General features: G+C 68.7%; 21 protein-coding genes, 1 tRNA gene and 2 riboswitches. Of the genes, 9 read left to right on the top strand and 13 right to left on the bottom strand.

Going from position 1 to position 25,853, the window contains the following annotated elements; translation table 11 throughout:
- From AC1DO7_RS06590 to AC1DO7_RS06575, 4 genes are all read left to right on the top strand, one after another.
- The coding region (locus AC1DO7_RS06590; protein WP_477115911.1) for a hypothetical protein at positions 1-898 on the top strand (898 nt) is incomplete at its 5' end.
- A gap of 180 nt (positions 899-1,078) precedes the next feature.
- Complete coding sequence (locus AC1DO7_RS06585) at positions 1,079-2,992, top strand: hypothetical protein (RefSeq protein WP_441612899.1); 1,914 nt, start codon at positions 1,079-1,081, stop codon at positions 2,990-2,992.
- A 149-nt stretch (positions 2,993-3,141) separates the two neighbouring features.
- On the top strand, positions 3,142-4,356 hold the full coding sequence (locus tag AC1DO7_RS06580; RefSeq protein ID WP_441612900.1) for a cation:proton antiporter: 1,215 nt from the start codon (positions 3,142-3,144) through the stop codon (positions 4,354-4,356).
- Complete coding sequence (locus AC1DO7_RS06575; RefSeq protein ID WP_441612901.1) at positions 4,356-5,471, top strand: YbdK family carboxylate-amine ligase; 1,116 nt, start codon at positions 4,356-4,358, stop codon at positions 5,469-5,471. The genes AC1DO7_RS06580 and AC1DO7_RS06575 overlap by 1 nt, the downstream gene beginning before the upstream one ends.
- 60 nt (positions 5,472-5,531) lie before the next feature.
- Here AC1DO7_RS06575 and AC1DO7_RS06570 read toward each other — a convergent pair whose 3' ends face one another.
- The 7 genes from AC1DO7_RS06570 to gcvT form a co-directional block, all read right to left on the bottom strand.
- On the bottom strand, positions 5,532-6,269 hold the full coding sequence (locus AC1DO7_RS06570; protein ID WP_441613051.1) for an MBL fold metallo-hydrolase: 738 nt from the start codon (positions 6,267-6,269) through the stop codon (positions 5,532-5,534).
- A gap of 78 nt (positions 6,270-6,347) precedes the next feature.
- Positions 6,348-6,671, bottom strand: a complete 324-nt coding sequence (locus AC1DO7_RS06565; protein WP_441612902.1) for an EthD family reductase — start codon at positions 6,669-6,671, stop codon at positions 6,348-6,350.
- A gap of 115 nt (positions 6,672-6,786) precedes the next feature.
- Complete coding sequence (locus AC1DO7_RS06560) at positions 6,787-8,163, bottom strand: L-serine ammonia-lyase (protein ID WP_441612903.1); 1,377 nt, start codon at positions 8,161-8,163, stop codon at positions 6,787-6,789.
- 43 nt (positions 8,164-8,206) lie between these two features.
- A complete protein-coding gene (locus AC1DO7_RS06555; RefSeq protein ID WP_441612904.1) occupies positions 8,207-8,749 on the bottom strand; it encodes a DUF421 domain-containing protein in 543 nt (180 codons plus the stop codon).
- A gap of 115 nt (positions 8,750-8,864) precedes the next feature.
- Entirely contained in the window at positions 8,865-11,786 is a 2,922-nt protein-coding gene (gene gcvP, locus AC1DO7_RS06550; RefSeq protein ID WP_441612905.1) for an aminomethyl-transferring glycine dehydrogenase, read from the bottom strand.
- 114 nt (positions 11,787-11,900) lie between these two features.
- On the bottom strand, positions 11,901-12,281 hold the full coding sequence (gcvH, locus tag AC1DO7_RS06545; protein WP_441612906.1) for a glycine cleavage system protein GcvH: 381 nt from the start codon (positions 12,279-12,281) through the stop codon (positions 11,901-11,903).
- A gap of 89 nt (positions 12,282-12,370) precedes the next feature.
- Complete coding sequence (gene gcvT, locus AC1DO7_RS06540) at positions 12,371-13,498, bottom strand: glycine cleavage system aminomethyltransferase GcvT (RefSeq protein WP_441612907.1); 1,128 nt, start codon at positions 13,496-13,498, stop codon at positions 12,371-12,373.
- A 101-nt stretch (positions 13,499-13,599) separates the two neighbouring features.
- Positions 13,600-13,732, bottom strand: a riboswitch (glycine riboswitch).
- A 21-nt stretch (positions 13,733-13,753) separates the two neighbouring features.
- A riboswitch (glycine riboswitch) is annotated at positions 13,754-13,841 on the bottom strand.
- 209 nt (positions 13,842-14,050) lie between these two features.
- On the opposite strand from gcvT, the gene AC1DO7_RS06535 reads away from it, so the two are divergent.
- Positions 14,051-16,147: a UvrD-helicase domain-containing protein gene (locus AC1DO7_RS06535; protein WP_477115910.1), complete on the top strand. Its 2,097-nt coding sequence runs from the start codon at positions 14,051-14,053 to the stop codon at positions 16,145-16,147.
- Positions 16,148-16,389: 242 nt separating this feature from the next.
- Here AC1DO7_RS06535 and AC1DO7_RS06530 read toward each other — a convergent pair whose 3' ends face one another.
- Together AC1DO7_RS06530 and AC1DO7_RS06525 are read right to left on the bottom strand one after the other, a co-directional pair.
- Positions 16,390-17,166, bottom strand: coding sequence for a peptidase associated/transthyretin-like domain-containing protein (locus tag AC1DO7_RS06530; protein WP_441612909.1), 777 nt, complete (start codon positions 17,164-17,166; stop codon positions 16,390-16,392).
- Positions 17,156-17,809 carry a hypothetical protein gene (locus tag AC1DO7_RS06525; RefSeq protein ID WP_441612910.1) on the bottom strand — a complete coding sequence of 218 codons (654 nt, stop codon included), beginning with the start codon at positions 17,807-17,809 and terminating at the stop codon, positions 17,156-17,158. The genes AC1DO7_RS06530 and AC1DO7_RS06525 overlap by 11 nt, the downstream gene beginning before the upstream one ends.
- A 390-nt stretch (positions 17,810-18,199) precedes the next feature.
- On the opposite strand from AC1DO7_RS06525, the gene AC1DO7_RS06520 reads away from it, so the two are divergent.
- The 3 genes from AC1DO7_RS06520 to hemN all read left to right on the top strand — a co-directional run bounded on the left by AC1DO7_RS06520 (position 18,200) and on the right by hemN (position 21,841).
- Positions 18,200-18,940, top strand: coding sequence for a response regulator (locus AC1DO7_RS06520; protein ID WP_441612911.1), 741 nt, complete (start codon positions 18,200-18,202; stop codon positions 18,938-18,940).
- Positions 18,912-20,090: an ATP-binding protein gene (locus tag AC1DO7_RS06515; RefSeq protein ID WP_441612912.1), complete on the top strand. Its 1,179-nt coding sequence runs from the start codon at positions 18,912-18,914 to the stop codon at positions 20,088-20,090. Before AC1DO7_RS06520 ends, AC1DO7_RS06515 begins: the two co-directional genes overlap by 29 nt.
- A 335-nt stretch (positions 20,091-20,425) precedes the next feature.
- A complete protein-coding gene (gene hemN / locus AC1DO7_RS06510) occupies positions 20,426-21,841 on the top strand; it encodes an oxygen-independent coproporphyrinogen III oxidase (RefSeq protein WP_441613052.1) in 1,416 nt (471 codons plus the stop codon).
- A gap of 105 nt (positions 21,842-21,946) precedes the next feature.
- Here hemN and AC1DO7_RS06505 read toward each other — a convergent pair whose 3' ends face one another.
- On the bottom strand, positions 21,947-22,825 hold the full coding sequence (locus AC1DO7_RS06505) for a c-type cytochrome (RefSeq protein ID WP_477115909.1): 879 nt from the start codon (positions 22,823-22,825) through the stop codon (positions 21,947-21,949).
- Between the two features lie 390 nt (positions 22,826-23,215).
- Here AC1DO7_RS06505 and AC1DO7_RS06500 point away from each other — a divergent pair.
- Positions 23,216-23,291, top strand: a tRNA-Arg gene (locus AC1DO7_RS06500).
- A 196-nt stretch (positions 23,292-23,487) separates the two neighbouring features.
- Here the strand turns inward: AC1DO7_RS06500 and AC1DO7_RS06495 are convergent.
- The 3 genes from AC1DO7_RS06495 to AC1DO7_RS06485 all read right to left on the bottom strand — a co-directional run bounded on the left by AC1DO7_RS06495 (position 23,488) and on the right by AC1DO7_RS06485 (position 25,853).
- Entirely contained in the window at positions 23,488-23,676 is a 189-nt protein-coding gene (locus tag AC1DO7_RS06495) for a hypothetical protein (protein WP_441612914.1), read from the bottom strand.
- Between the two features lie 262 nt (positions 23,677-23,938).
- Positions 23,939-24,910 (bottom strand): Bug family tripartite tricarboxylate transporter substrate binding protein, encoded by a 972-nt coding sequence (locus AC1DO7_RS06490; protein ID WP_441612915.1) that lies wholly within the window; start codon positions 24,908-24,910, stop codon positions 23,939-23,941.
- Between the two features lie 67 nt (positions 24,911-24,977).
- Entirely contained in the window at positions 24,978-25,853 is an 876-nt protein-coding gene (locus AC1DO7_RS06485; RefSeq protein ID WP_441613053.1) for a TauD/TfdA dioxygenase family protein, read from the bottom strand.

Here is a 25,853-nt window from a genome sequence, read left to right as displayed (position 1 = left end):
GTTCCATGCGCTGTGGATCGGCGCCATCCTGGCCAGCGTGGTGCTGATGATCGTGGTGCGGCAGGAGGAACGCGCCGGGCACGATACCGTGGCGCCGTGGCTGGCGCTCGCCGTGTGCGGCGCCAGCCTGGTGGCGCCGATGCTGGCCTGGGCCTGGTACGTGCGGGTCTGGCAGCAATCCGTCACGGTGCGGCTGGCGCGCTGGCGGTCGCTGCCAGGCGTGCAGTGGGGCTGGTTCGGCCTCTACGTGGTGATCGGCGGCTTTGCCATGTTCGCCGGCTCGCTGCCGTCGCTCTACGCATGGTTCATCGGCGTGGAGCTGTATGCCCTGCTGGCCGCTTTCGCGCTGCTCTACCTGCCCGCGCTGCAGCGCATCGGCGTGGCCGGCGCGCTGACCATCGGCGGCATGTACATGGTCTTGTCGGTGCCGCTGTTCGCGCCGTTCGCGCATACGCTGGCGTTTGCGCTGGGCCTGYTGCTGGCCGGCGCCAACCTGTCGCTGGTGCTGCCGGCGCGCGCCTGGCTGCGCCAGCGCCACCGCGCCCGCCTGCTGCAAGGGCAGTGCGCCGCGCTGGCGGTCGGCGCCATGCTGCTGCTGGCGCAGATGCAGTGGGATCTGGCGAGCGAGCCGTGGCTGGCGGTGGCCGGCTGGCTGTGGCTGAACGCCGCCGTGTTCGGCGTCGATCCCATCCTTAACGGCCGCCTCAAGGGCTGGTGGCTGGCCTTGCTGCTGGTCCTGTGCAGCGTGGCCGGCGCCATGCCGGTGCATGCCGAAACCACGCCGCTGTTCCGCGCCGAGGCAGTGGCCTGCGTCTATCTGCTGCTGGCCTGCCTGTTCGAGTGGTCGGACCTGCGCGAGGACAGGCGCCGCGCCGGGCCGCCCGGACGGCGCGCCTGACTGGCGCGCGCATGGGCAAAGAGCCTCGCCTGGGGCCTTGCCCGGTCCGCCGCCCCGGGGTAGGGCTGCGGGGCGAGCCCGGCGAATGCCGGGAAAAGCGCCCCTTCCATTGCGGACCAAGAAACCTGCGCATGGCGCATAATCCCGCACTCGCACATTTCACCCCAGAAGGAGCAGTCCGTGTCCGTGCAGGAAGTCAGTTACGACCACGCCATCGAGCTAGCCAATGCCGAGCGCTACGACGAGGCGCTGGTCATTCTCGACCAGCTCTCGCAGGCGCAGCCGCAGGTGGTGGATTTCGATTGCCTGCGGGCGCGCCTGCACTTCGACCGCGGCGATGCCCAGCAAGCCTTCGCCGTGCTCGATGCGGCGCTGGCCAAGCTGCCCGGACTGAACCTGCATCCCGCGCACCGCTGGTCATCGCGCGGTGTGATCGCGCACCGCTACGGCATGTTGCTCACGAGCATGGAGCGCTTCCAGGAGGCGCAGCCCTGGCTGGACGAGGCGGCGCTGCGCAACGGCCTGTCTTCCGGCGAATGGAGCGCCCGGCTGCACGCGGGACTCGTGCGTTGCCGGCTGGGTGATTTCGCCGGCGCCGGCGCCTATTGGTACGACCTGCTGTACCGCGCGCCGGACCTGGGCGTGCAAGAGATCCTGGCCCAGGCGCTGGCCCACGTGAACGCCGCCGGCGAGCAGGCCGAGCCGATGCTGCGCCTTTGCCTGGCGCGCGCCGGCCTGGACAATCCCGACCTGCTCGAACTCGACGAAGCCGCCGGCGACGCCTTTGCCGCCGAGCAGGCGGGCATCGTGCTGGCTGCGCAGCCCGACCATCCCCACGCCCGCCGCATCCGCGCGCCGCTGCGCTACCGCGCCGGCGACCTCGAGGGCGCCTGGGATGATTTCGCCACTTATCAGCGCCAGGTGCCGGACCCGAAAGCCCAGGTGCGCGAGCTGGAATGGCGTCACCAGGCCGGCGAAGAGCAGCCATGGCAGCGCTTTGCCTTCGTGCAGAACGCGACCGACGCGGCCGGCTACTACAACGCCGGCGTGGCGCTGGCCGAATTCATCGATGCCGTGCCGGCAGCCGAGGCCGCGCTGGCGCCCCACGTGGTCGCGGCATACCGGCTCGGCCTGGCGCGCTTCGAGCAATACTTCGCCACCGGCGAGGGCGGCTACGACGATGCCGATCCGCATCTCTATTCGATGCTGTGCCACAACCTGGCGCAGCGCCTGGACGGCGCGGACCTGCGCGCCGAACGGATCGCGCTGCACGAGAAAGGCATCGCGGTCAGCGAATTCATCGAGCACTGGATCGACCTGCTCGACTGCCTGGTGGCCGCGGGCCAGCATGCGAAGGCGGTCGAGGTGGCCGGCGACGTGCTCAACCGCTACCCGCTCGAGCGCGACCCGGCCAATGTGGGCTGGGTGTTCAGCCGGCTGGTGAATGCATGGAAGGGCATCGGCGGCAGCGAAGTGACCTCGGCGGCGCGCGATGCGCTTGCGCACATGGACGCCCGCGCCGATGCCTTGCCGGTGGAGGAGCGCAGCCAGACCGGCCACGCACTCGCGCACGCGCGCGCGCATTTCGCCGGGCTGCTGCGCAACGGCATCGCGGGCATGGACCAGCACGACCGCACCGATGCGCTGGCCGAGATCGAGGCGCTGCAACGGCGTGCGCTGCTGATCGAGGACGCCTGGCTGTGCAACGAATTCGGCCTGATCTGGCGTGACCTGGGCGCGCCCGAGCGCGCGCTGCCGCTGTTCGAGCAGGCCATCGCGCTGACCGAAGGCGATGCGTGGGACCAGGCCCTGCCGCGCGTGCAGCGCGGCCTGATCCGCAACGGCGAAAAGCAGTACGCCGGGGCGCTGGCCGATTTCGAAGCGGCCTTTGCCGCGCGCGACCGCTGGGAAGGCGACGCTTATCTTGGCGCGGTCGAGGCCGCGCTCGGGCTGGCGCAGCGCGAGACCGCGCTGGCGTATTTCGAGAAAGCCCGCGCCGCCGGCGCCGACCAGGGCAGGATGCGCGCGCAGTACGCGCGCATGGAATCCGGCCTGCGTGCCACGCGGCCCGCCTGGAAGTTCTGGGGCGTCTAGCAAGCCACCCGCCGGACCGGCACGAGAAAACGCCATCGCACCAGATGGCGTTTTTTTACGCCTGTACGCATCATGTTCCCTGCAACTTAGGTGCGCTGTCGGACAAACTCTGACACGGAATGTCATGTGGCTCCGTTACCATGTAGTCCATGAATGGATTGAGCCAACTATTTCCAAGCCTGCCGCTGGCACCGGGCGGGCTGTTCTGGGTCGGACTTGCCCTGGTGGGCGCGGGCCTGGCGGGCGAGGTGTGCCGCATGTACCTGCGGCTGCCGCGCATCGTCGGCTATGCGGCCACCGGCCTGCTCGCCGGCATGCTCGGCCGCGGCATCGTGGACGAGGACATGATCGCGCAGACGCGCATCCTGATCGACATGGCGCTGGCGCTGGCGCTGTTCGAGCTCGGGCACCGGCTGTCGCTGAGCTGGCTGCGGGCCAACCGCTGGCTGCTGTTTACCAGCGCGTTCGAGAGCCTGCTGACATGGGGCCTGGTGGCGGCCGCGCTGCAGTGGATGGGCGTGACGCCCGCCGTGGCCATCCTCGCCGGCGGCATCGCGGTCAGTACCTCGCCCACCATCGTGCTCCAGCTCAAGAACGAGCTGCGTGCCGAGGGCCAGGTGACCGAGCGGCTACTCGCCATGACGGCGCTCAACAGCATCTACGCCGCGACCATCGTGCAGCTCGCCACCGGGTGGCTGCATTCCGAATACGGCAACCTGGGCGCCGCGCTGCTGCACCCGCTCTATTTGCTGCTGGGCTCGTGCCTGCTGGCCTGGGGCGTGGGCAAGCTGGGCCACGCCATCTATGCGCGCATGGCATCGGACGATCACTACAGCTTCCTGGTGCTGGTGGGACTGGTGCTGTTCACGCTGGCCCTCACGCGCGTGCTCAAGCTGTCGATGCCGCTCTCGCTGATGCTGGCCGGTGTGGTGTTCAAGCACCAGGACAGCCAGCCGCGCGTATGGCCCGCCCATTTCGGCAGCGCCGGCAGCCTGCTGATCATCGTGATGGTGGTGTCGCTCGGCCTGCCGCTGACCGTACATGACTGGGCCATCGGCGGCGGCGCCGCGGTGGTGCTGGTGCTGCTGCGCCACCTGGCCAAGCTGGCCGGCGTGGCCTCGCTGGGCTCGTTCTCCGGCCTGAGCCTCAGGCAATGCGTGGCGCTCGGGGTGGCGCTGGCGCCCATGTCGGGCCTGGCCTACTTGCTGATGAGCGACGTGGCGCGCCTTTATCCGTCCACGGGCGAGCCGCTGGCCGCCATCATCCTGTGCTCGCTGGCGCTCGAGCAACTGCTCGGCCCGGCGTTGGCCGCCTGGGCACTTCGCTACGCCGGCGAAGTCAGAAGCAATGGAGGAGGCCGCTGATGTCACTCGAACCGTTCAAGCACTCCGAAGCGCTGACCTTTGGCGTGGAGCTGGAGCTGCAGCTGGTCAACCGTCATGACTATGACCTGGCGCCGTTCGCGCCCGACTTGCTGCGTGCGCTGAAAGGCGCCCGGCATGCCGGCGACATCAAGCCCGAGATCAGCCCCTCGATGATCGAGATCAGTACCGGCATCTGCCACAGTTATGCACAGGCGCTGGATGAACTCGGCACCATGCGCGACCTGATGGTGGACGCTTCGCGCTCGCTCAACCTCGGCATCTGCGGCGGCGGCACGCACCCGTTCCAGCAATGGGCCGACCGCACCATCTCGGATTCGCCTCGCTACCAGTACATTTCCGAGCTGTACGGCTACCTCGCCAAGCAGTTCACGGTGTTCGGCCAGCACGTGCATATCGGCTGCCCGAGCGCCGACGAATCGCTGTTCCTGCTGCACGCGATCGGACGCTACGTGCCGCACTTCGTCGCGCTGGCGGCTTCGTCGCCGTTCGTGCAGGGCGTGGATACCGGTTTCGCCTCGGCGCGGCTGAATTCCGTGGCGGCCTTCCCCATGAGCGGGCGCGCACCGCACCTGCTCACCTGGGACGCCTTCACCGCCTACTTCGAGAAGATGCACGCCACGGGCGTGATCGAGAGCATGAAGGATTTCTACTGGGATATCCGTCCCAAGCCGGAATTCGGCACCATCGAAGTCCGCGTGATGGATACGCCGCTGACCGTGCAGCGCGCGTGCGACATTGCCGCCTATATCCAGGCGCTGGCGCGCTACCTGCTGCTGTCGCGCCCGTTCATGCCGCAGGAAGACGATTACCTGGTCTATACCTTCAATCGCTTCCAGGCCTGCCGCTTCGGCCTTGAAGGCGAGTACGTGCATCCCAACGAACTGACGCGCATGCCCATCGCCGATCACATCGTGACGATCTGCGACGCGCTGGTGCCGCATGCAGAAGCGCTGGGCTCGCTCGACGCGCTGGCCAATATCCGCGCGCTGGCGCAAAGCCGCAACGGCGATGCCGAACGCGTGCGCCAGATCGATGCCGACACCCGCAGCCTGCGCGAGACGGTGCGGCAGACCTGCGACAGCTGGGCGAGCTGAGGCACGCAGCTGCCTCCGGCCAGTTGGCCGCTTGCCCAATTGCCCAATTGCCCGCTAGACCTAGACCCCGTGCGGCACGTGGTCACCGTCACGCAGGCCCAGGCGCTGGTTGGCCGGCACTGCCACGTCGATCAGCTTCGGCCTGGGCAGGTTGAGCTGCTTCATGATCTCGATGAACTGGATGCGCGTATGGCCGGCTACGCGGCTGTTGTGCTGGCGTTCGTGACCGATGGTGGATGCCGTGCGGCCCTTGTAGTCGTGCGCGGGATAGACCAGCGTGTCGTCCGGCAGGGTGAAGAGCTTGCGGGTGAGGCTGTCGTACAAGGTGCCGGCGTCGCCCGACTGGAAATCGGTGCGGCCGCAGCCGTCGATCAGCAGCGCGTCGCCGGTGAAGACGCGTCGCACCGGGCCGGCCGGCGTGGCCTCTTCCCACAGGTAGCTCATGCTGCCGGCGGTGTGGCCGGGCGTATGGATGGCGCGCAGCACCTGCGTGCCGAACGGCAGCGTGTCGCCGTCGATCAGCTGTTTCTCCGCGGGACGGATATCGCAGCCCGACGGCGCCGCGCTGTGTGCGCCGGTTTGCATCGCAACATGGCCGGCGGAGGTGATGTGGTCGGCGTGCGCGTGTGTTTCCACCACCCACGCCAGCCGGGCGCCGCTGGCCTGCAGGCAAGCCATGTCGCGCGCGAGCTGCCGGTCGACCGGGTCGATCAGCAAGGCTTCGCGCGTGGCGGCGTCGATCAGCAGGTAGGTGAAGGTTGACGAGGTCTCGTCGAACAGCTGGTAGAAGGTCTGCATGACGGTCTGCACGACGGCACGGTCGGATCGGGAATGCAAGAAACAGCGCCGCGGCGCGCGCGGCACCAGTCCGCCGGTTCAGGCGATGTCCACCACTTCGCTGATCTGCACTACCGGCACTGCATTAGTGTAGTTGGGGATGTCCTGTTGCAGTTCCTTTCCCGCGGCCCGGGAGGCGGCCACGAAGTCCGGCAGCGAGTCGAACAGGAAGTGGCACATCGCGGCATAGGCCGGATCGGATCCCGGAGCGCCGCCGCCCAGCCCGCGCTCCACCGCCACGCCACGATAGCCCGGCTGCGCGCTGTACAGCTCGACAGCGCGCGGCATGTGGCGCGTGCGGTAATAGTCGAAATCGAACTTGCCGTCCTTGCTGTACGGGTAGAGGATGCTGATCTTGATCATGCCGGGTCTCCGTTTCGGTTGTAAGCCGGGCAAGCGTAGCAGAAAGCACTGGAGACGGCACCGCGCCGCCCGCCACGCCTGCCGCCCCGGCGGCAGATCCCCGGTGCGCGCCGGCTCAGCACTCCACGATATTCACCGCCAGCCCGCCGCGCGCCGTTTCCTTGTACTTCGTCTTCATGTCCGCGCCGGTCTCGCGCATCGTCTTGATCACCGAATCGAGCGACACGTAGTGCGCGCCGTCGCCGCGCAGCGCCATGCGCGCCGCGTTGACGGCCTTCACCGAGGCCATTGCATTGCGCTCGATGCACGGGATCTGCACCAGCCCGCCGACCGGGTCGCAGGTCAGGCCCAGGTTATGTTCCATGCCGATCTCGGCGGCGTTCTCCACCTGCTCCGGCGTGCCGCCCATCACGGCGGCAAGCGCGCCCGCGGCCATCGAGCAGGCCACGCCGACCTCGCCCTGGCAGCCCACTTCGGCGCCGGAGATGGAGGCGTTGAGCTTGTACAGCATGCCGATCGCGCCGGCCGTCAGCAGGAAGTCGATCACGCCCTGYGGGTTGGCCCCGGGCACGAAGCGGTCGTAGTAGTGCAGCACGGCCGGGATGATGCCGGCCGCGCCGTTGGTGGGCGCCGTCACCACGCGGCCGCCGGCGGCGTTCTCCTCGTTCACGGCGATGGCGTACAGGTTGACCCAGTCCATCACCGAGAGCGGATCGGCCAGCGCGCGCTCGGCATGCTCGGTGAGGTTGCGGAACAGCTCGGGCGCACGCCGCCTGACCTTGAACGGGCCCGGCAGCTCGCCGTCGGTGCGGCAGCCGCGCGCCACGCAGGCCTGCATCACGGCCCAGATGCGCAGCAGCCCGGCGTTGACATCGGCTTCGCTGTGCCACACGCATTCGTTTTCCATCATCAGGCGCGCGATGCTCTTCTTGCTGGCCGCCGCCATTTCCAGCATCGCGCGTCCGCTGCGGAACGGGTGCGGCAACTGCTGGTCGGCACCGAGGATCTGCGTGTTGGCCGCGCCCGCCGTGACGACGAAGCCGCCGCCCACCGACAGGTAGCGCCCCTCGCGCAAGGGCTGCCCGGCGGCATCGAAGGCATGGAACTTCATGCCGTTGGGATGCTCGGCCATGGCTTCGCGCCGGTAGAAGACGATGTGCTCCTTCTCCACGAACGGCACCGGGTGCGCGCCCAGCAGCGACAGCGTGCGGCTGGCGCGCAGCGCGGCCAGGCGCAGCTCGATGGTGTCCGGGTCGATGGTGTCGGGCGCTTCGCCCAGCAGGCCGAGGATGACCCCCTTGTCGGTGCCGTGGCCGCGGCCGGTGGCGCCGAGCGAGCCGTACAGCTCGACGCGCACGCTGGCCACCTGGGGCATCAGGCCATCACGTGCCAGGCCCTGGGCGAACATCAGCGCGGCGCGCATCGGGCCGACGGTGTGCGAACTGGAAGGGCCGATGCCCACCTTGAACAGATCGAAGACGCTGACTGCCATGGCAAGGCTCCTGGGGATCTTGGCTATCTGCAACCCACCGGCGTCAGACCGGCGCGTCGCTATCGTTGTTGAGGGGGGCGCGCCACAGCGAGGTGGCTGCGTCGCGCGGAGTGGGCGGGGCGTCCTTCCTCACCATCACGCTGATGGTGCCGTCGTTCTCGAGAATCGCGAAATGCACATCGCCAACGCGCTCGCAGCCGGCATGGCGCAATGCCTTGTGCAGGTCGTCGCGGGTGATGTAGGCGTGCTTCATCACGTCGGCAAAGACCTGGCCTTCATGGATCAGGACCTGCGGGCGGCCTTCCACGACATTCTCAAAACGCCGGCTGCGCCAGCTCAGCCAGGCCAGCACGAGATTGGCGCCGACCAGCGTCACGGCAAGGATCAGGCCCGCGGTGACGGAGTTGTCGCCCGCATTCATCGAATTCTGCACCGCGTTGGACAGCACCAGCAGCAGCACCAGGTCGAGCGATGTCAGCTGGCCGATCTGGCGCTTGCCGGAGAGCCGCAGCAGCACCAGCAGGCTGCCGTAGACAATCAGTCCGCGCAGGACGAATTCCCACCATGGGGCGCTGAGGTTCCACATGCGTGCTCCGTTTGCCGGGCGCGGCCGGGTGGCCGGGCAACCACACCGAGCATAGCGCGTTGGCGCAAGCGCCGGGGGCTGCCGCAACGGCGGACAGGCCCCGGCTCCCGCCAGCTTACTCTTCGGCGTACTCGCTCATCGGCACGCAGGCGCAGAACAGGTTGCGGTCGCCGTAGACGTTGTCGGCGCGGCCCACCGGCGGCCAGTACTTCTGCGTGCGCAGCGCGGCCACCGGGTAGGCGGCTTCCTGGCGCGTGTACTTGTGCTCCCAGGCGTCGGCGGTGATCACGGCGGCAGTGTGCGGCGCGTTCTTCAGCGGGTTGTCCTCGCGGTCGAAGCTGCCGTCCTCCACGCGGGCGATCTCGGCGCGGATGGCGATCATGGCGTCGATGAAGCGGTCCAGTTCGTGCAGGGCCTCGCTCTCGGTCGGCTCGATCATCAGCGTGCCCGGCACCGGGAAGCTCATGGTCGGCGCGTGGAAGCCGTAGTCCATCAGGCGCTTGGCCACGTCCTCGTTGGAGATGCCGGTGGTCTTCTGCAGCGGGCGCAGGTCCAGGATGCACTCGTGCGCGACCAGGCCGTGCTGGCCCGTGTACAGCACCGGGAAATGCGGCGACAGGCGGCGCGCCACGTAGTTGGCGGCGAGGATGGCGTTCTCGGTGGCGGCGGTGAGGCCGGCCGAGCCCATCATGGCGACGTACATCCACGAGATCGGCAGGATGCTGGCCGAGCCGAACGGCGCGGCGGACACGCCGCCGATGCCGTTGTCGTCGCGGCGGTAGCCCACGCTGTCCTGGTTGGGCAGGAAGTCCGCCAGGTGCGCGCCGACCGCCACCGGGCCCACGCCGGGTCCGCCGCCGCCGTGCGGGATGCAGAAGGTCTTGTGCAGGTTCAGGTGCGAGACGTCGCCGCCGAACTGGCCGGGCGCGGCGGTGCCGACCATGGCGTTCATGTTGGCGCCGTCCACGTAGACCTGGCCGCCGTGCTTGTGCACGATGTCGCAGATCTGCTGCACGCCCTGCTCGAACACGCCGTGCGTGGACGGGTAGGTGATCATGATGGCGGCGAGGTTGCGGCTGTGCTGCTCGGCCTTCTTCGCCAGGTCGGCGAGGTCGACGTTGCCGTCTTCGTCGCAGGCCACCACCACCACCTTCATGCCGGCCATCTGCGCCGAGGCCGGGTTGGTGCCGTGCGCGGAGGAGGGGATCAGGCAGATGTCGCGATGGCTTTCGCCGCGGCTGGCGTGATACGCGTGGATGATCAGCAGGCCCGCGTACTCGCCCTGCGAGCCGGCGTTGGGCTGCAGGCTCACCGCGGCGTAGCCGGTGGCCGCGCACAGCATGGCTTCGAGCTGGTCGATCATCTCGCGGTAGCCCACGGTCTGGTCCAGCGGCGCGAACGGATGGATCTTGCTGAACTCGGGCCACGTCACCGGGATCATCTCGCTGGTGGCGTTGAGCTTCATCGTGCACGAACCGAGCGGGATCATGGTGCGGTCCAGCGCCAGGTCCTTGTCGGCCAGCATGCGCAGGTAGCGCAGCATCTCGTGCTCGGCGTGGTGCGTATTGAAGACCGGGTGGGTCAGGTAGGCGCTCTGGCGCGCAAGCGCCGCGGGGAAGGCGTCCTGCGCGGCGGCTTCCAGTGCGTCGAACCCGGGCACCGGCTTGCCGTGCGCGAAGATTTCCCACAGCGCGATCACGTCTTCGCGCGAGGTGGTCTCGTCCAGCGAGATGCCGATGCGGTTGGCGCCGGCGTGGCGCAGGTTGATGCCGCGCGCGGTGGCGGCCGCGTGGATGGCCTCGGTGTTGAAGCCGGTCACCAGCGTGAGCGTGTCGAAGAAGGTCGCGTTGGTGCGGGTGTAGCCGAGCACCTCCAGGCCTGCGGCCAGCGTGGCGGCGAGGCGGTGCACGCGCTGGGCGATGCGCTTGAGGCCCTGCGGGCCGTGGTACACGGCGTACATCGARGCCATCACCGCCAGCAGCACCTGCGCCGTGCAGATATTGGAAGTGGCCTTCTCGCGCCGGATATGCTGCTCGCGCGTCTGCAGGGCCAGGCGATAAGCCTTGTTGCCCTGCGCGTCGATGGTCACGCCGACCAGGCGGCCGGGCATGGAGCGCTTGAACGCGTCCTTGACCGCCATGTAGCCGGCGTGCGGGCCGCCAAAGCCCAGCGGCACGCCGAAACGCTGCGAGTTGCCCACCGCCACGTCGGCGCCCCATTCGCCGGGCGCGGCGATCAGGGTCAGCGCCAGCAGGTCGGCGGCGGCCACCACCAGGCCGCCGGCGGCGTGCACGGCGTCGGCGATGGCGCGGTAGTCGGCCACGTCACCGTTGACGCCCGGGTACTGCAGCAGCACGCCAAAGGCATGGGCGCCGGCAGCGTCGGCCGCGGGGCCGACCTTGACTTCGATGCCCAGCGGCAGCGCGCGCGTGCGTACCACTTCCAGCGTCTGCGGCAGCACGTCGTCGGCCACGTAGAAGGTGTTGGAAGCGTGCTTGTTGACCCGCTGCAGCAGCGTCATGGCCTCGGCCGCGGCGGTGCCTTCGTCGAGCATCGAGGCGTTGGCGATATCCAGGCCGGTCAGGTCGGTGACCATCTGCTGGAAGTTCAGCATGGCTTCCAGGCGGCCTTGCGAGATTTCAGGCTGGTACGGCGTGTAGGCGGTGTACCAGGCCGGGTTCTCGAAGATATTGCGCAGGATGACGCCGGGCGTCAGCGTGTTGTAGTAGCCCTGGCCGATAAAGCTCTTGAGCACCAGGTTCTTGCTGGCCAGGCCGCGCAGCCTGGCCAGGGCGCCTTCCTCGGTGAGCGGCTCGGTGAACTCGCCCAGCGGCATGCCGTCGCGGCGGCGGATGGCGGCGGGAATGACGGCGTCGATCAGCGCGGCACGGCTGTCGTAGCCGAGTACCTTGAGCATGTGTTGCTGCTCGGCGGCATCGGGGCCGATATGACGGGAAGCAAAGGCGTCGCGCGCCTCCAGTTCGGCCAGCGTGGGCCGGGCACCTTTGGCTGCGTTCATGGGCAGGGGGGCGTTCATGGCAAGAACCTCGTTGGGCGCAGGGCGGCGGGTGGTCAGCCGCGCCGCCGTGCATCAGTCTTCAGTCGCCGCTCCCGTGGCAGGCAAGCCTCGCGGGAGCGGCAGGGTGTCGCGTCAGGCGCCGACGTTGGCCTTGTAGGCGTCCACCGACATCAGGCCGTTGACGTCGTCGCTGTTGGCCGGCTTGAGCTTGAACAGCCACGCATCGAAGGCGTCGGCATTGACGCTTTCCGGCGCGGCGACGGCGGCTTCGTTGACGGCGATCACTTCGCCGGCCACCGGCGCGTAGATGTCGGAAGCGGCCTTGACCGATTCCACCACCGCCAGCGCGTCGCCTGCGCCGACCGACTTGCCCACTTCCGGCAGCTCCAGGAACACGATGTCGCCCAGCGCGTCCTGCGCGTGGTCGGTGATGCCGATGGTCAGCGTGCCGTCGGCTTCGACGCGCACCCATTCATGGGACTCGGTGTATTTCAGGTCGGCGGGGAAATTCATGGGATTCTCCAGATTCAATTTGTTTTTTCAGCGCCCGCCGGGCGGAGGCAATCCGTCGCCGGCGGGCGCGCTGTGACCGGTGCGAGCGTTCAGCTCACGAGTGCCTTGCCATTGCGCACAAACGGCAGTTTAACCACAGTCGCGGCGAGTTTGCGGTCGCGGATCTCGACCTGCACCTCGGCGCCGAGGGCAACGTCGCGCGGCAGGCGGGCAAATGCGATGGACAGGGACAGCGAAGGGCTGAAGGTGCCGCTGGTGATCTCGCCGTCGCCGGCAGTGGTGATCACCTTCTGGTGCGCCCGCAGCACGCCGCCTTTTTCACGCAGGATCAGGCCGACAAACTGCTGGGTCTGGCCGCCGGCGACGAGCGCCGCCTTGCCGGTGAAGTCGCGCTCGCTCTGCAGGTCCACGGTCCAGGCCAGGCCGGCGTTGAGCGGCGAGGTGTGGATATCCATGTCCTGGCCGTACAGGTTCATGCCGGCTTCCAGGCGCAGCGTGTCGCGCGCGCCGAGGCCGGCCGGGCGCACGCCGGCAGCGACCAGCTTCTCCCACAGGCCGGCCACGTTCGCGGCCGGCACCACCAGTTCGAAACCATCCTCGCCGGTGTAGCCGGTGCGCGCCACCATGACTTCGCCCAGGGCGGGATCCTGCACCACGATGGCGTTGAAGGGCTTGAGGGCTTCGCTGGGCTGGGTGGAGGGGAAGGCGCTCCACACCTTGGCGCGGGCGTTCGGGCCCTGCACGGCGACGATGGCCAGCGGCGCGGCGCCCGCGGGGGCGTTGTCGCCGCGGCGCGGGGTGATGGTGACGCCGCTGCCGGTGGCGGCGTTGCGCGCGGTGATCCATTCGATATCGCCGGTCGCGGTGCTGGCATTGACTACCAGGCGGAAGCGGTCCTCGGCGAAGAAGTAGACGATCAGGTCGTCGATGACSCCGCCGCTCTCGTCGAGCATGCAGGAATAAAGTGCCTTGCCCGGCGTCTGCAGCTTGTCCACATTGTTGGCCAGCAGGCCGCGCAGGAAGGCGCGCACATTGGCGCCGGCCAGGTCGACCACGCACATGTGGGAGACGTCGAACATGCCGGCGTCGGTGCGCACGGCATTGTGTTCTTCGATCTGGGAGCCGTAGTTGACCGGCATGTCCCAGCCGCCGAAGTCGACCATGCGGGCGCCGAGTGCGCGGTGGATGGCATTGAGGGGCGTGGCCTGGAGCGTCATGTAGTCCTCGGGGGAAGGCGGAAATCTCGGTTCGAAAACGAAAAAAGGGTCATCCGCCGCCAGACCCGGCGCGCCATGGCGCTGCCAGATCCGCCGCGRCGGATGACCCCTCTGTCCTCGATACCTGAGAGATTACAAGGCGGTCCGGTGGACCTGTGCCCTGCGCGCCCCTTCGGTGGGCACGCTCGCCGTCGCTTGCGCGCGTGGCGGGTGCCGCTCTCCAGAGTACGGCGTGCATCGTGTGCATATTGCAAGCCGATCCGACCAGTCCATGGTGCCTGAGAGTTTTCGGGTGATACCCCTTCGGCGGCGCAAGATCTGCGCGCTCTCCCGGCCGGATGGCGCGACTCTACAGGCAGCCCCGGTGGCTTGTCAACGCGTGGCGCGCGGCACGGCACCGGCACCCCGGGGCCGGCAACCCGGCGTGTTAACATCTGCGGCTGCTGTCGCTTGCGGGGACATCACCCCGGTGCCGCAGTCTTCACAGGCAGCCCTGGCCGCGTCGTCTTCGCCAGCCATTTCGCCATCCGCTTCCGCCACCACGCCAAACGCATGACCCACGGACTCAATCCCGCCCAATCCGAAGCCGTCCGCTATCTCGACGGCCCCTGCCTGGTGCTGGCCGGCGCCGGTTCGGGCAAGACGCGGGTGATCACGCAGAAGATCGCGCACCTGATCGAGGACAAGGGGTTCGAGCCCAAGCATATCGCCGCGGTGACCTTCACCAACAAGGCCGCCAAGGAGATGCAGGAGCGTATCGCCAAGCTGATGGAAGGCAAGACCACGCGCGAGGGCCGCCGCATTCCGCTCAAGCAGATGACGGTCAGCACCTTCCACTCGCTCGGCGTGCAGATCCTGCGCGCCGAGGCCGAGCACGTGGGGCTGAAGCCGCGCTTTTCCATCATGGACTCGGACGACTGCTTCGGCCTGGTGCAGGAGCAGCTCGCCACCACCGACAAGAAGCTGATCCGCAGCGTGCAGAGCACCATCTCGCTGTGGAAGAACGGCATGGTCGATCCAGAGACCGCCATCGCCACCGCCGAGAGCGCCGACGACCACCAGGCCGCGCTGGTCTACCGCAACTACGTGGCCACGCTCAACGCCTACCAGGCGGTGGATTTCGACGACCTGATCCGCCTGCCGGCCGAGCTGTTCGCGCGCGACGAAGCGGTGCGCATGAAGTGGCAGAACCGCCTGCGCTACTTCCTGGTCGATGAATACCAGGACACCAACGCCTGCCAGTACCAGCTGCTCAAGCTGCTGGCCGGCGGCTCGCACCTGCGCGCGCCGGCCTTCACCGCGGTGGGCGACGACGACCAGGCCATCTACGGCTGGCGCGGCGCCACGCTGGACAACCTGCGCCTGCTGCAGACCGACTTCCCCGATCTCAAGGTGGTCAAGCTGGAGCAGAACTACCGCTCCACCGTGCGCATCCTGGAGGCCGCCAACGCCGTCATCTCCAACAATCCGAAGCTGTTCGACAAGAAGCTGTGGAGCGAGCACGGCATGGGCGACCCCATCGCCATCAACCCGATGAACGACGAGGAGCACGAAGCCGAGTCGGTGGTGTTCCGGCTCTCGGCGCACAAGTTCGAGCGGCGCGCGCAGTTCCGTGACTACGCCATCCTCTACCGCGGCAACCACCAGGCGCGCCTGTTCGAGCAGATCCTGCGGCGCGAGCGCATTCCCTATGTGCTGTCGGGCGGCCAGAGCTTCTTCGACAAGGCCGAGATCAAGGACATCTGCGCCTACCTGCGCCTGATCGCCAATCCGGACGATGATCCCGCCTTCATCCGCGCCATCACCACGCCGCGCCGCGGCGTCGGCAACGCCACGCTGGAAGTGCTGGGCACCTTCGCCGGGCAGGCCAAGGTCTCGCTGTTCGAAGCGGCCATGATGGGCGGCATCGAAGGCAAGCTGCAGCCGCGCCAGCTCGAGCCGCTGCGCGTGTTCTGCGAAGCCATGGTGCGCCTGGCCGGCCGCGCCGCCAGCGATCCCGCCACCGAAGTGCTCGACGACATGATGGAAGGCATCCACTACGAGGCCTACCTGTACGACACGTTCGACGAGCGCCAGGCCCAGTCGCGCTGGACCAACACGCTCGAATTCYTCGACTGGCTCAAGCGCAAGGGCACCAAGCCCGAGGCCGCCGAGGGCGGCGAGGCCACCGGCTTCGACACCGCCGACGGCTTCGGCGACGAAGGCAAGAACCTGCTGGAGCTGACCCAGACCGTGGCGCTGATGAGCATGCTCGAAGGCCGCGAGGAAGATCCCGACGCGGTGCGCCTGTCCACGCTGCACGCCTCCAAGGGGCTGGAGTACCCGCACGTGTTCCTGGTCGGCGTGGAAGAGGGCATCCTGCCGCATTGCCGCGAGGACGAAGACCTCGGCGACGAGAAGATCGAGGAAGAGCGCCGCCTGATGTACGTCGGCATCACGCGCGCCCAGCGCAGCCTGCACATCAGCTGGTGCAAGAAGCGCAAGCGCGCGCGCGACACCTACTCCTGCGAACCTTCGCGCTTTATCGGCGAGATGAAGCTCGAGGAAGCGCCCGCGCCGGCGGACGCCACGCCCGCCATGAGCCCCAAGGACCGCCTGGCCGGCCTCAAGGCACTGCTCGGCACGCCGGGCAAGACCGCCGCGTCCTGAGCCGCACGCACGGCACGCGCGCCGGCTTTGTACAAAGTCGATACATTGGCCTACAAGCGGGACAAGATCGCAGCGGGCCGGCCTTCTAACATCACGATTGCCCGGACTGCCTTACTGGTCCGGGTGCCGCGCCGCTTCGTCCCTTCGGAGTGAGCGTGGCCGGGCGGCATGCCCGACTTCTTCCCTGTTTCGACGCCCCCGCGCTCGCGCGCCAGGGGGCGTTCTTTTCTGCCCCGCCGGCATCAGGCCCGCGCGATCCCCACCACGAATTCGCCTTCCAGCAACAGGGTCGCATCGCCCGACCGGTGGACCTGCACGATGCCGGGATGCGCGCCGGCGATCGGGTCCTGCCGCGTCGACACCGGCGAGGCGCCGCGCGCGCGGTAGGCCGGATGGCCCATGTGCACCAGCCGGCTGACCCGGTCGTCGAAGAACATCTGGGTGGTCAGGACGTGCTGTTCGCCAAGATGGATCTTCAGGTGGATATGCACCGCGCGCGGCGCGTACCAGCCTGGGTAGATGGTGAGGAACTGGGCGCTGCCGTCGGCCCTGGTGGTCTGCACGCCGCGCAGGAAACGCAGCTTGTTGTCGGGCACGACATGCATGCCGCCCGGCTCCGCCGGCGCCGCGGCGCCACCGTGCGGAGGACCATTGCCATCATGCGGCCCACCGGGCGGCTGGAGGCTGGCCTGGTCGTATCCGCTGTACTCGCCGCCGGCATCGCAATGCCAGATGCTGGCCACCGCGCCCGGTACCCGCGCGCAGTTGCGCGTGCTGTCCACCACGAGCAGGCGCAGCCGCATCGGAATCCCGGGCCGGTGGTCGCGGATATCGCTGCGCACCAGGGCCTGGTCTATATAGAAGGGGCCTTCCATCAGTTCGGGCGTCAGCAGGCAAAGCAGTGGCGGGGCGGCCGGGGCCGCGCCGGTCTCGCCGGCCAGCCCAAGCAGGCCGGTGCCTAGTACGCCGCCCAGAAAGCGGCGCCGGCCATCGTCAGGCATGAGTGCTTCATCGTGCATCTTTGGCTTCCTGTCGATAGGGTGCCGCAGCACCGGGTACGCCTGCCGGACCGGGCCCGGCAATGGCGCAGGGCATGGGCGCCGGGCCATGCGCGTGGCCTGGGAAGGCCCCCATTGGCGCTCCCGGCGGCGGCCCTGCCCAGCGTGGCGTGCCGGCCAGGGCACGCAGGCGACTGCGCTGGGCCGCGTCCAGGCTGTCTTCGAACGCAATCCTCCGGTCGCGCGCGATGCGCCGGTCGTGCTCCAGCGCATCGCGCAAGCGGTCTTCGCGCGCCGCCCGCTCGCGCAGCGGCGTCTCCGTGCCTGGCTCGTCCATCGGGTCCGTCGGGTCGGTCGGGTCCATCAGGTCCATGGGGTCCATCGGGCCGATCTCGCCGCCTTCGCGGATAAAGCGGGCGCGCAGCTCCAGCGCGTGCGCCCGGGCCTCGCGTTGCGCGGCGCGCGCGGCATGCCAAAGGGTAGTCTGGGCCGGCGTCAGCGCCAAGTCTTCGCGCAGCGAAGGCGGCACCGGCCGCTCGGGTGCGCCGGCCGGCAGTGCGTAGGCAGGCAGCGCCGTGGCGCAGGCGCCGCAAAGCAGGGCCAGCGCGACAAAGGCGCGCGGGCGGGGCAGCGGGCGGGGCAGCGATCCTTGTGTCTGATTCATGGCAGTTTCCAGAGTCGTCATGGGAAAGGAGCAACCCGGCGCGCTGGCCCCGGCCTCATGCCGCTGTCATCCAGCATAGCGTGCGCAGGCCCAAACAAGCGGCGGGTTGCCGACATGTCATCTTAAAAAGACGCGCCGGCATCTGCTTGAGCGCTTGGTCAGCATGGCGAAGCATTGGCGTACACGCTGGCCGCCGGGCCCGGCGTTTCGTATCGGAACTGATACAAAGCCGCCACACCGTGTCCATCAGGACGCCCCGCCGTGCTGGTAGAGTGTTCGCCTGGCGCAGGCAATGCGCCGCCTGCCTCGGCGCGCATCCCGCGTCGGCCGCCGTCCGGCGCGCCGCAAACCACGCAGCCAACGGCTGCCACCTGCCATACCGATATCCCGATGGACCTTTCTCCCGCCTCGCCCCTGCACCTGCTGGTCGTCGACGACGACCCGCAGATCCGCGCCATGCTGGCCGAATATCTCGCCACCTTCGGCATCGAAGCCGATGGCGCCGAGGGCGGCACCGCCATGCGCGCCGCGCTGGCCGCGCGCGACTACGACCTCGTGGTGCTCGACCTTTCCCTGCCCGGCGAGAACGGGCTGGCGCTGTGCCGCGAGATCCGCGAGCGCGGCGACCTGCCGGTCATCATGCTGACCGCGCGCACCGAACTGGCGGACCGCGTGGTCGGCCTCGAGGTGGGCGCGGACGACTACGTCACCAAGCCCTTCGAGATGCGCGAACTGGTGGCGCGCATCCACACCGTGCTGCGACGCACGCGCGGCGGCGGCGGCGCCGGCCCGAAGCGCCCGGCGGCGGTGGGCGGCCACGAAGTGCGCTTCGGCAACTGGCGGCTGAACACCACGCTGCGCCAGCTGGTGGACGGCGAGGAAACGGTGGTGCCGCTTTCCAACGCGGAATTCCGCCTGCTGCTGGCATTTATCGAGCATCCCAACCGGGTGCTGGACCGCGAGCTGCTGATCAACCAGGCGCGCGGCCGCGACCTGGACGTATTCGACCGCAGCATCGACCTGCTGGTCTCGCGCCTGCGCCAGAAACTGCGCGACGATCCGCGCGACCCGGCGCTGATCCGCACCGTTCGAGGCGAGGGCTATGTCTTCACCGGCACCGTCGAAGGCTGAGCGCGCGGGCTGGCTGGCCCGCCATGACTCGATGTTCGTGCGCCTGTTCCTGGTGATGGCGGCCATCATGCTGGCCGTTCACCTGCTGGGCGTCACCGTGATCGAAAGCGTATTCCCGCGCCCCGGCGCGAGCGGCTTCACGCTGGTGCCGGGCGACGAACCGCCGCCTCCGCCGCCGGGCGACGAGGGGCAACCCGGCGCGGGACCGCGCGCCGGCGGCCCGGGCGGGAATTTCGGCGCCGGTCCCGAAGCCAACAGCGCGCCGCCCCGGCACCGCCACCCGCGCGGGCCGCGCGGCTTTGGCCCGCCCCGCCTCGGGCTGCTGTTCCAGCTTGCCGCCATCATCGCCGCATCCTGGGCCGGCGCGCGCTTGCTGGCGCGCCCCGTGCAACGCCTGGCCAGCAGCGCCGGCCGGCTGGCGCAGGACGTGCACGCGCCGCCRCTGGACGAGGAGAGCGGCCCGGCCGAGGCGCGCGCCGCGGCCAAGGCCTTCAATCACATGCAGCGGCGCATCCGCACCCAGCTCGCGCAACAATCGCGGTTCCTGGCGGCGGTGTCGCACGACCTGCGCACGCCGCTTACGCGCATGAGCCTGCGCATCGAAGGCGTGGACGATAACCAGGTGCGCTATCGCCTGCGCCAGGACCTGGCGGAAATGAACGGGCTGATCGACGCCACGCTCTATTACCTGCGCGAACGCGACGGCAATGCCGCGCCGCGCCAGCGCGTGGACGTGCATGCCCTGCTGCAGGCGGTGGTGGACGATGCCAGCGAGATCGGCCAGGACGTCAGCCTGAGCGGCGACGCCGCGCCGCTGCTGGCCTATCCGGCCGAACTGCGCCGCGCCGTGGTCAACCTGGTGGAGAACGCGCACCGCTACGGCGGCAGCGCCCGCATCGAGCTGGCCGACAGCCCGGAGCGCGTGGTGATCGATGTGTGCGACAACGGGCCCGGCATTCCGCCCGAGGAAATGGCGCGCGTGCTGGAGCCGTTCTACCGGCTGGAGTCCTCGCGCAGCCGCGCCACCGGCGGAGTGGGCATGGGCCTGTCGATCGCCGCGGACATCGTCGCGCGCCACGGCGGCGAGCTGAGCCTGGCCAACCGGCCCGAGGGCGGGCTGCGCGTGCGCATCACGCTGCCGCGTGCCTGAGCGCTGCTGAGCATGCTGCGCGCCGCGCGCGCCGCGCGTGACGCCGGGGCGACGCGGACGCAAGTGCGCTGCACGCTCGATCGCGGCGGCTTGATGCCGGTCAACGCCGGCGGGGCCGGCCCCCTCTACGATGGGTCATCGAAATCCCATACGAAGGCCGCCCCATGCCTGCGACTGCCCCCGCCACGCCATCCTTCGCGCTGTCCTCCGAGCGCACCGCCTCCGCGGCGGACAGCCCGCCGCGCACCTGCTCCGGCAACTGCGGCGCGGCCTGCGCCGGCAAGCGGCCGGGCGGGCAAGACGCCCTGGCCGGTTTCCGCGCGCTGGCCGGGCGCATGGACATCAACGGGCCGCGCTACACCTCCTACCCCACCGCGGACCGCTTCCACGACCGCTTCGGCGAAGCGGACTACCTGCGGGCGCTGGCCGACTGCGGCGCGGCAGAACCAACCGACGGCCGGCAGGCACCGCTCTCGCTCTATGTGCATGTGCCGTTCTGCGAGAACATCTGCTACTACTGCGGCTGCAACAAGATCATCACGCGCGACCACCGCCGCAGCGGCCGCTACGTGGACTACCTCGTGCGCGAGATCGGCATGGTGGCCGCACGGCTCGGCGCGCGGCGCGCGGTGGTGCAGTCGCACTGGGGCGGCGGCACGCCGACCTTCCTCGACGCCGCCGAGATGCGCCGCGTGATGGGCGCCTTGCGCACGCATTTCGACCTGCTGCCCGAAGGCGAGCATGCCATCGAGATCGACCCGCGCCGCGTGGGTGAGGCGCAGATGGCGCTGCTGGGCGAACTGGGCTTCAACCGCATCAGCCTCGGCGTGCAGGATTTCGATGCCGAGGTCCAGCAGGCCATCCATCGCGTGCAGTCGCAGGCCGAAACCCGCGCCGTGGTCGATGCCGCGCGACGGCTCGGTTTCCACTCGGTCAGCATGGACCTGATCTACGGGCTGCCGCACCAGACCGCGGCGCGCTTTGCCACTACCGTGGAGCAGGTGCTCGCGATGTGCCCGGACCGGCTTTCGGTGTACAGCTACGCGCACCTGCCGCATGTGTTCAAGCCACAGCGCCGCATCGACGAGCGCGCGCTGCCCGCGCCCGCGGAAAAGCTCGACATCCTGACCGGCACCATCGCGCAGCTTACGGCGGCGGGCTATGTCTATATCGGCATGGACCACTTCGCGCTGCCGCAGGACGCGCTCGCCGTGGCCCAGCGCGAAGGCCGGCTGCAGCGCAATTTCCAGGGCTATTCCACCCACGCCGGCTACGACCAGCTGGGCTTCGGCGTGTCGTCGATCGGCGCGGTGGCCGGCCGCTATGTGCAGAACGCCCGCACGCTCGACGGCTACTACGCGGCGCTCGACAAGGGCGCGCTGCCGGTGATGCGCGGCTTTGCCACAGGCGGCGAAGACCGCCTGCGGCGCGACGTCATCGGCGCCCTGATGTGCAACGGCGTGCTCGACACGGACGCGGTGGCCGCCCGCCACGGCATCGACTTCGCGGCGCACTTCGCCACCGAACTGGCCGAGCTGGCGCGGCTGGCCGAAGACGGGCTGGTACGGATCGCAGCCGGGCGCATCGAGGTCACGCCACTGGGCCGGCTGCTGGTGCGCCGGCTGGCCATGGTGTTCGACAGCTACCTGCGCGACGACGCGGGCCGGGCCGGCAAGACCGCCGCGCCGGCCCGCAACGCTGATGCGGGTACGCCCGTGGCGATGCCGCTGCGCTACTCGCGCGTGGTCTGAGGCCAGCCCGCCGCGCCGGACCGGCGCCGCACCAATGAAAAAGCCCGCGGCATGCCGCGGGCTTTTTCGTCGGACCACGGCGCCGCTCACGCGGCGCATGGCAGCTTATTTCGAAGCGTTCGCCATGTAGTCCACCGCGGCGATCACGTCGGCGTCCGAGCCGGCGTAGCCACCCTTCGGCGGCATCACGCCCTTGCCCTTGAGCGCRAAASCRTGCACSGCRTCCATGCCTTCCTTCAGGCGCGGTGCCCAGGCAGCCTTGTCGCCGAACTTCGGCGCACCGGCAACGCCGGCGGCGTGGCAGGCGGCGCAGACCTGTTCGTAGACCTTCTTGCCCACTTCGGCCGAAGCCGGCGCGGCAGCTGCGGCGGCAGCCGGGGCCGCAGCAGCGGGTGCGGCAGCAGCAGCCGGTGCGGCAGCGGCAGCCGGGGCAGCGTCCGAAGCGGCAGCCGTGGCCGGCGCGGCGGCCGCGGGAGCGGCCGGTTCGGGGAACTTGCCGCCACCGGCGTCGGCCATGTAGACCACGGCACGGCCCAGTTCATAGTCCGAGTAGTCGTCGGCGGTGGTGCCGGCGCGTGCCTGCATGGCGCCCTTGCCGTGCAGCACCGAGTTCAGCAGCCCCTGGAAGCCCTGGCCGATACGCGGTGCCCAGTCAGCGGCGTTGCTGTACTTCGGCGCGCCTGCGGCACCGGTAGCGTGGCATGCGGCGCACACTTCCTTGTAGACCTGTTCGCCCGTCTTGTAGACACGCGGCGCATTGGGATCTTTCAGTTCGAGCGAGGCGATCGGCTTGATGCGGTCGTTGACGGCTTCGACGGTGGTCGACGAACCGGCGCCTTCCTTGGAACCGTGCCCGACGAAATTGACCAGCAGGATGATCACGATGATCGGCACCAGGAAGGCGGCGATCACGACAGCAATCAACTGCTTGGGGGTCTTGATGGGTGACTCGTGTTCTTCGTGCTCGTTGTGGACGTCGCTCATGCTCAACTCTCGATTTTGCAGGAAACCCGTAGCAGCTCGCGATCGGCTGCCTTGTCAGGCCGCTTGCCCAGTGGCCAACCCTCCCGGCCAGTTGTGCGCATCGGACCGTTATCCCTTCCCGGCCAGCCCGTGAAAGCGCCAGCAGGCGGAGCCAGCCGTCACCGTCCCCTGACTCCATGTGGACGCTGCGCAGCCCCGTTTGTACACAAATAACTCGCGATTATAGCCCCAAAGACCTACAGGATGGAGGCAAAAGCGGCTTGGAAGAGACGTCGCCGGACGTCGCCGCACCACCACCTGTGCGGCTGGCATGGACGCTGCGGGGCAAACGCTGTATGCTATGCGACTTTCCAGCGGCGCCATTCGCGCGCTGCCAGCGATGTACCCGCCGCGCCCGTAGCTCAATGGATAGAGTACTGCCCTCCGAAGGCAGGGGTTGCTGGTTCGATCCCAGCCGGGCGCGCCAATCCCTACAAGGGACTCCCGCTTTTCCCACCACCGCCGCGAAGGGCGACTGTAGCTAAACTGCAGCCAGCTTCGGTGCCGGCACCGTTGTCAGCGGCGTGACCCACTGTGTCAGGTGATCGGCCGACAGCCGGCGCCACCTCCCGGAGGGGCAACTGCTCGCCCGCAAGTTCCTCGATCTTGCCTTGCACCGACGTTCAATTCACCTTTCCGCTTCGGCGGCGCGGAGCATGAAGCCCCAAGAGCGTCTTGCTGAACCGGGTCTGGTAGCGCGGGAAGATCTCATTGCTCAGCAGCACGTCCGGGATTGGGCCGCCGAATGCCTGCGCCATTCTCACGATTGCCGGCAATGAGGGAACGACATGGCCGTGAATCCAGCCATGCATATTGTTCTTCGTAGATTCCGGGCATCTCCGCCAGCTTCCAGTACTGTCCATCCGCGACCTTGCGCGTCATCTGAAGCAAGATTCTTCACACCCGCCACATTTGCATCCGTGCCCGCAAGCCATCGAGCATGATCGAGAAATTCGCCGACGCCGACGCCGACGCCGCTGCCGCCTGGCGTGCGGCCGGTCCGCCAGGGGTTGCGCGTGATGCCGGCAAGCGCGCTTTCGGTGAGGCCCTTCGCGCCGGATTCGGATGTATTGGTCAGTCGGCCTTCGCGCCGGACAACCGGATCATCCGTTCGGTCACGGGCGAGGTGGCGTCGAAGTCGCGGCGGAATTCGGCGGAACTGGTGCCAAGCGCGTACATGCCGAAGACCTGGAAGCGCGCTTTCATCGACGTGGTCTGCACGGCTGCACGCACTTCCTGCTCGAGCCGGTCCAGCACGGCGGGCGGCACATTTGCCGGGGCCAGCATCCCGGCCCAGCCGACAGGCTTGTACTCGGACTGCGGGAAGCCCGATTCGGCCATGGTCGGTACGTTCGGCAGCTCCGCCGGGCGGCGGTCACCAAGTACAGCGAGCGGACGCAGGCGGCCGTTCTGGAAATGCGGCCCCATCACGCCCACGGTGCCGATGCCCCAGTCCAATTGCCCGCCGATCAGGTCCTGCACCATCGGCGCCTCGCCCTTGTACGCGGCATGCGTCATGTCGAGCCTGTTCGACTCGCTGAAATACGAACCCATGATATGCGCCGCCGAGCCCACGCCATACGAGCCGTAGGTCACGCTGCCCTTGTGCTGCTGCGCCCACGCCACGAACTCCTTCACCGTCTTCGCCGGCACCTTCTGCGGGTTCACCGCAAGCACGAGTTGCCCGGTGCAGATCTGCGACACGAAGCTCAAGTCGCGTTTTACGTCATAGGGCACCTTCGAGTACATGAAGGGCGCCGTGAGCAAGGGGCCGGAATGCGTAACCAGCACCGTGTAGCCATCGGGCGCGGCGCGGGCGACGTACTGCGTGCCGAGCATGCCGCCGGCGCCCGGCCTGTTATCGACGATGATTGGCTGGCCCATGCGCTTGCTCATCAATTCGGCGAGCGCCCGCGCGATGGAATCCATGGCGCCGCCCGCCGCGGAGGGAACGACGAAGGTGATCGGACGGCTCGGATACGTGTCGGCCCGGGCCGCCACGCTGCAAACCAGCGCGGCGACGCCGACCATTGCTTTCCATTTCATCTGCTGCCTCCCTGCCTCGTTTGGTTCGATTGTCTCGCTCGTCTCGTTTATCTCGCGACCGTGCGGCTCACACCGGGCGATCGCCGATGATCGTCGCCCGCATCATGCGTCGCACGGCTGGGAAATAGTCCTGGATCGCGTAATGCTGGGTGGAGCGGTTGTCCCAGAAGGCGATGGTGTTCGGGCGCCAGCGCAGCCGCATCTGGTATTCAAGGATGGCTGGCTGCCGGAGCAGATAGTCGAGCAGGTCCTGCTTCTCGGAATGCGATTCAAACGCACCGCGCACCGGATTGCACGTCCTGAAGTTGGCAAAGTGGGTGACGAAGCCGCCATTGACGTAGAGGATCTTTTCGCCGCTCTCGGGGTGGGTGCGCACCACCGGATGCGTGGCGGGAGGAAACTGCCAGCGCTGCTCGGGGGTCATCTTGTCGCCGAAGGCCGGGCCGATGTCGTGCACGGCCAGCAGTCCCTCGATCTGCTGCTTGCGGTGCTCGGGCAGCCGCTCGTAGGCCAGCGCCATGTTGACCCATACGGTGTCGCCGCCAATCTCGGGGCACTGCACACAGCGCAACATCGACGCCATCGACGGAATTTCGCGCCACGACACGTCGCTGTGGTAGCCGTTCTCCATCGCGGGGCGCTTGTCGTCGCCACCGAGCAGCACGAGTTCGGGAAGCGCGTCGTGGTGCGGGAAGGTGGGATGGATCTCCAGTTCCCCGAAGCGGCGCGCCAGCGCCACGTGCTGCGCGGGGGTGATGTCCTGGTCGCGGAACACCAGCACCTTGTGCTCCACCAGCGCCTGGCGCAGGGCGGCGATCGTGTCGTCGTCGAGGGGCGCCGCGAGGTCGATATTGCCGATCTCGGCACCGATCGCCGGCGAAATACGGCCGACGGTAAAGGTGGAATGCAGCGCGCCGGGGCGAACCACGGCGGGGGCGGACAT

Source organism: Cupriavidus sp. 05N40, assembly GCF_056397305.1.
The sequence above is the reverse complement of the archived record's forward strand: the minus strand, read 5'-3'. Positions and strand labels throughout refer to the sequence as shown.

Coding starts and splice junctions, on each gene's coding strand:
- AC1DO7_RS06580 (WP_441612900.1), top strand. CDS start 3,142: ATGAATGGATTGAGCCAACTATTTCCAAGCCTGCCGCTGGCACCGGGC.
- AC1DO7_RS06575 (WP_441612901.1), top strand. CDS start 4,356: ATGTCACTCGAACCGTTCAAGCACTCCGAAGCGCTGACCTTTGGCGTG.
- AC1DO7_RS06570 (WP_441613051.1), bottom strand. CDS start 6,269: ATGCAGACCTTCTACCAGCTGTTCGACGAGACCTCGTCAACCTTCACC.
- AC1DO7_RS06565 (WP_441612902.1), bottom strand. CDS start 6,671: ATGATCAAGATCAGCATCCTCTACCCGTACAGCAAGGACGGCAAGTTC.
- AC1DO7_RS06555 (WP_441612904.1), bottom strand. CDS start 8,749: ATGTGGAACCTCAGCGCCCCATGGTGGGAATTCGTCCTGCGCGGACTG.
- gcvH (WP_441612906.1), bottom strand. CDS start 12,281: ATGAATTTCCCCGCCGACCTGAAATACACCGAGTCCCATGAATGGGTG.
- AC1DO7_RS06530 (WP_441612909.1), bottom strand. CDS start 17,166: ATGCACGATGAAGCACTCATGCCTGACGATGGCCGGCGCCGCTTTCTG.
- AC1DO7_RS06525 (WP_441612910.1), bottom strand. CDS start 17,809: ATGAATCAGACACAAGGATCGCTGCCCCGCCCGCTGCCCCGCCCGCGC.
- AC1DO7_RS06520 (WP_441612911.1), top strand. CDS start 18,200: ATGGACCTTTCTCCCGCCTCGCCCCTGCACCTGCTGGTCGTCGACGAC.
- hemN (WP_441613052.1), top strand. CDS start 20,426: ATGGACATCAACGGGCCGCGCTACACCTCCTACCCCACCGCGGACCGC.
- AC1DO7_RS06495 (WP_441612914.1), bottom strand. CDS start 23,676: ATGCATGGCTGGATTCACGGCCATGTCGTTCCCTCATTGCCGGCAATC.
- AC1DO7_RS06490 (WP_441612915.1), bottom strand. CDS start 24,910: ATGAAATGGAAAGCAATGGTCGGCGTCGCCGCGCTGGTTTGCAGCGTG.
- AC1DO7_RS06485 (WP_441613053.1), bottom strand. CDS start 25,853: ATGTCCGCCCCCGCCGTGGTTCGCCCCGGCGCGCTGCATTCCACCTTT.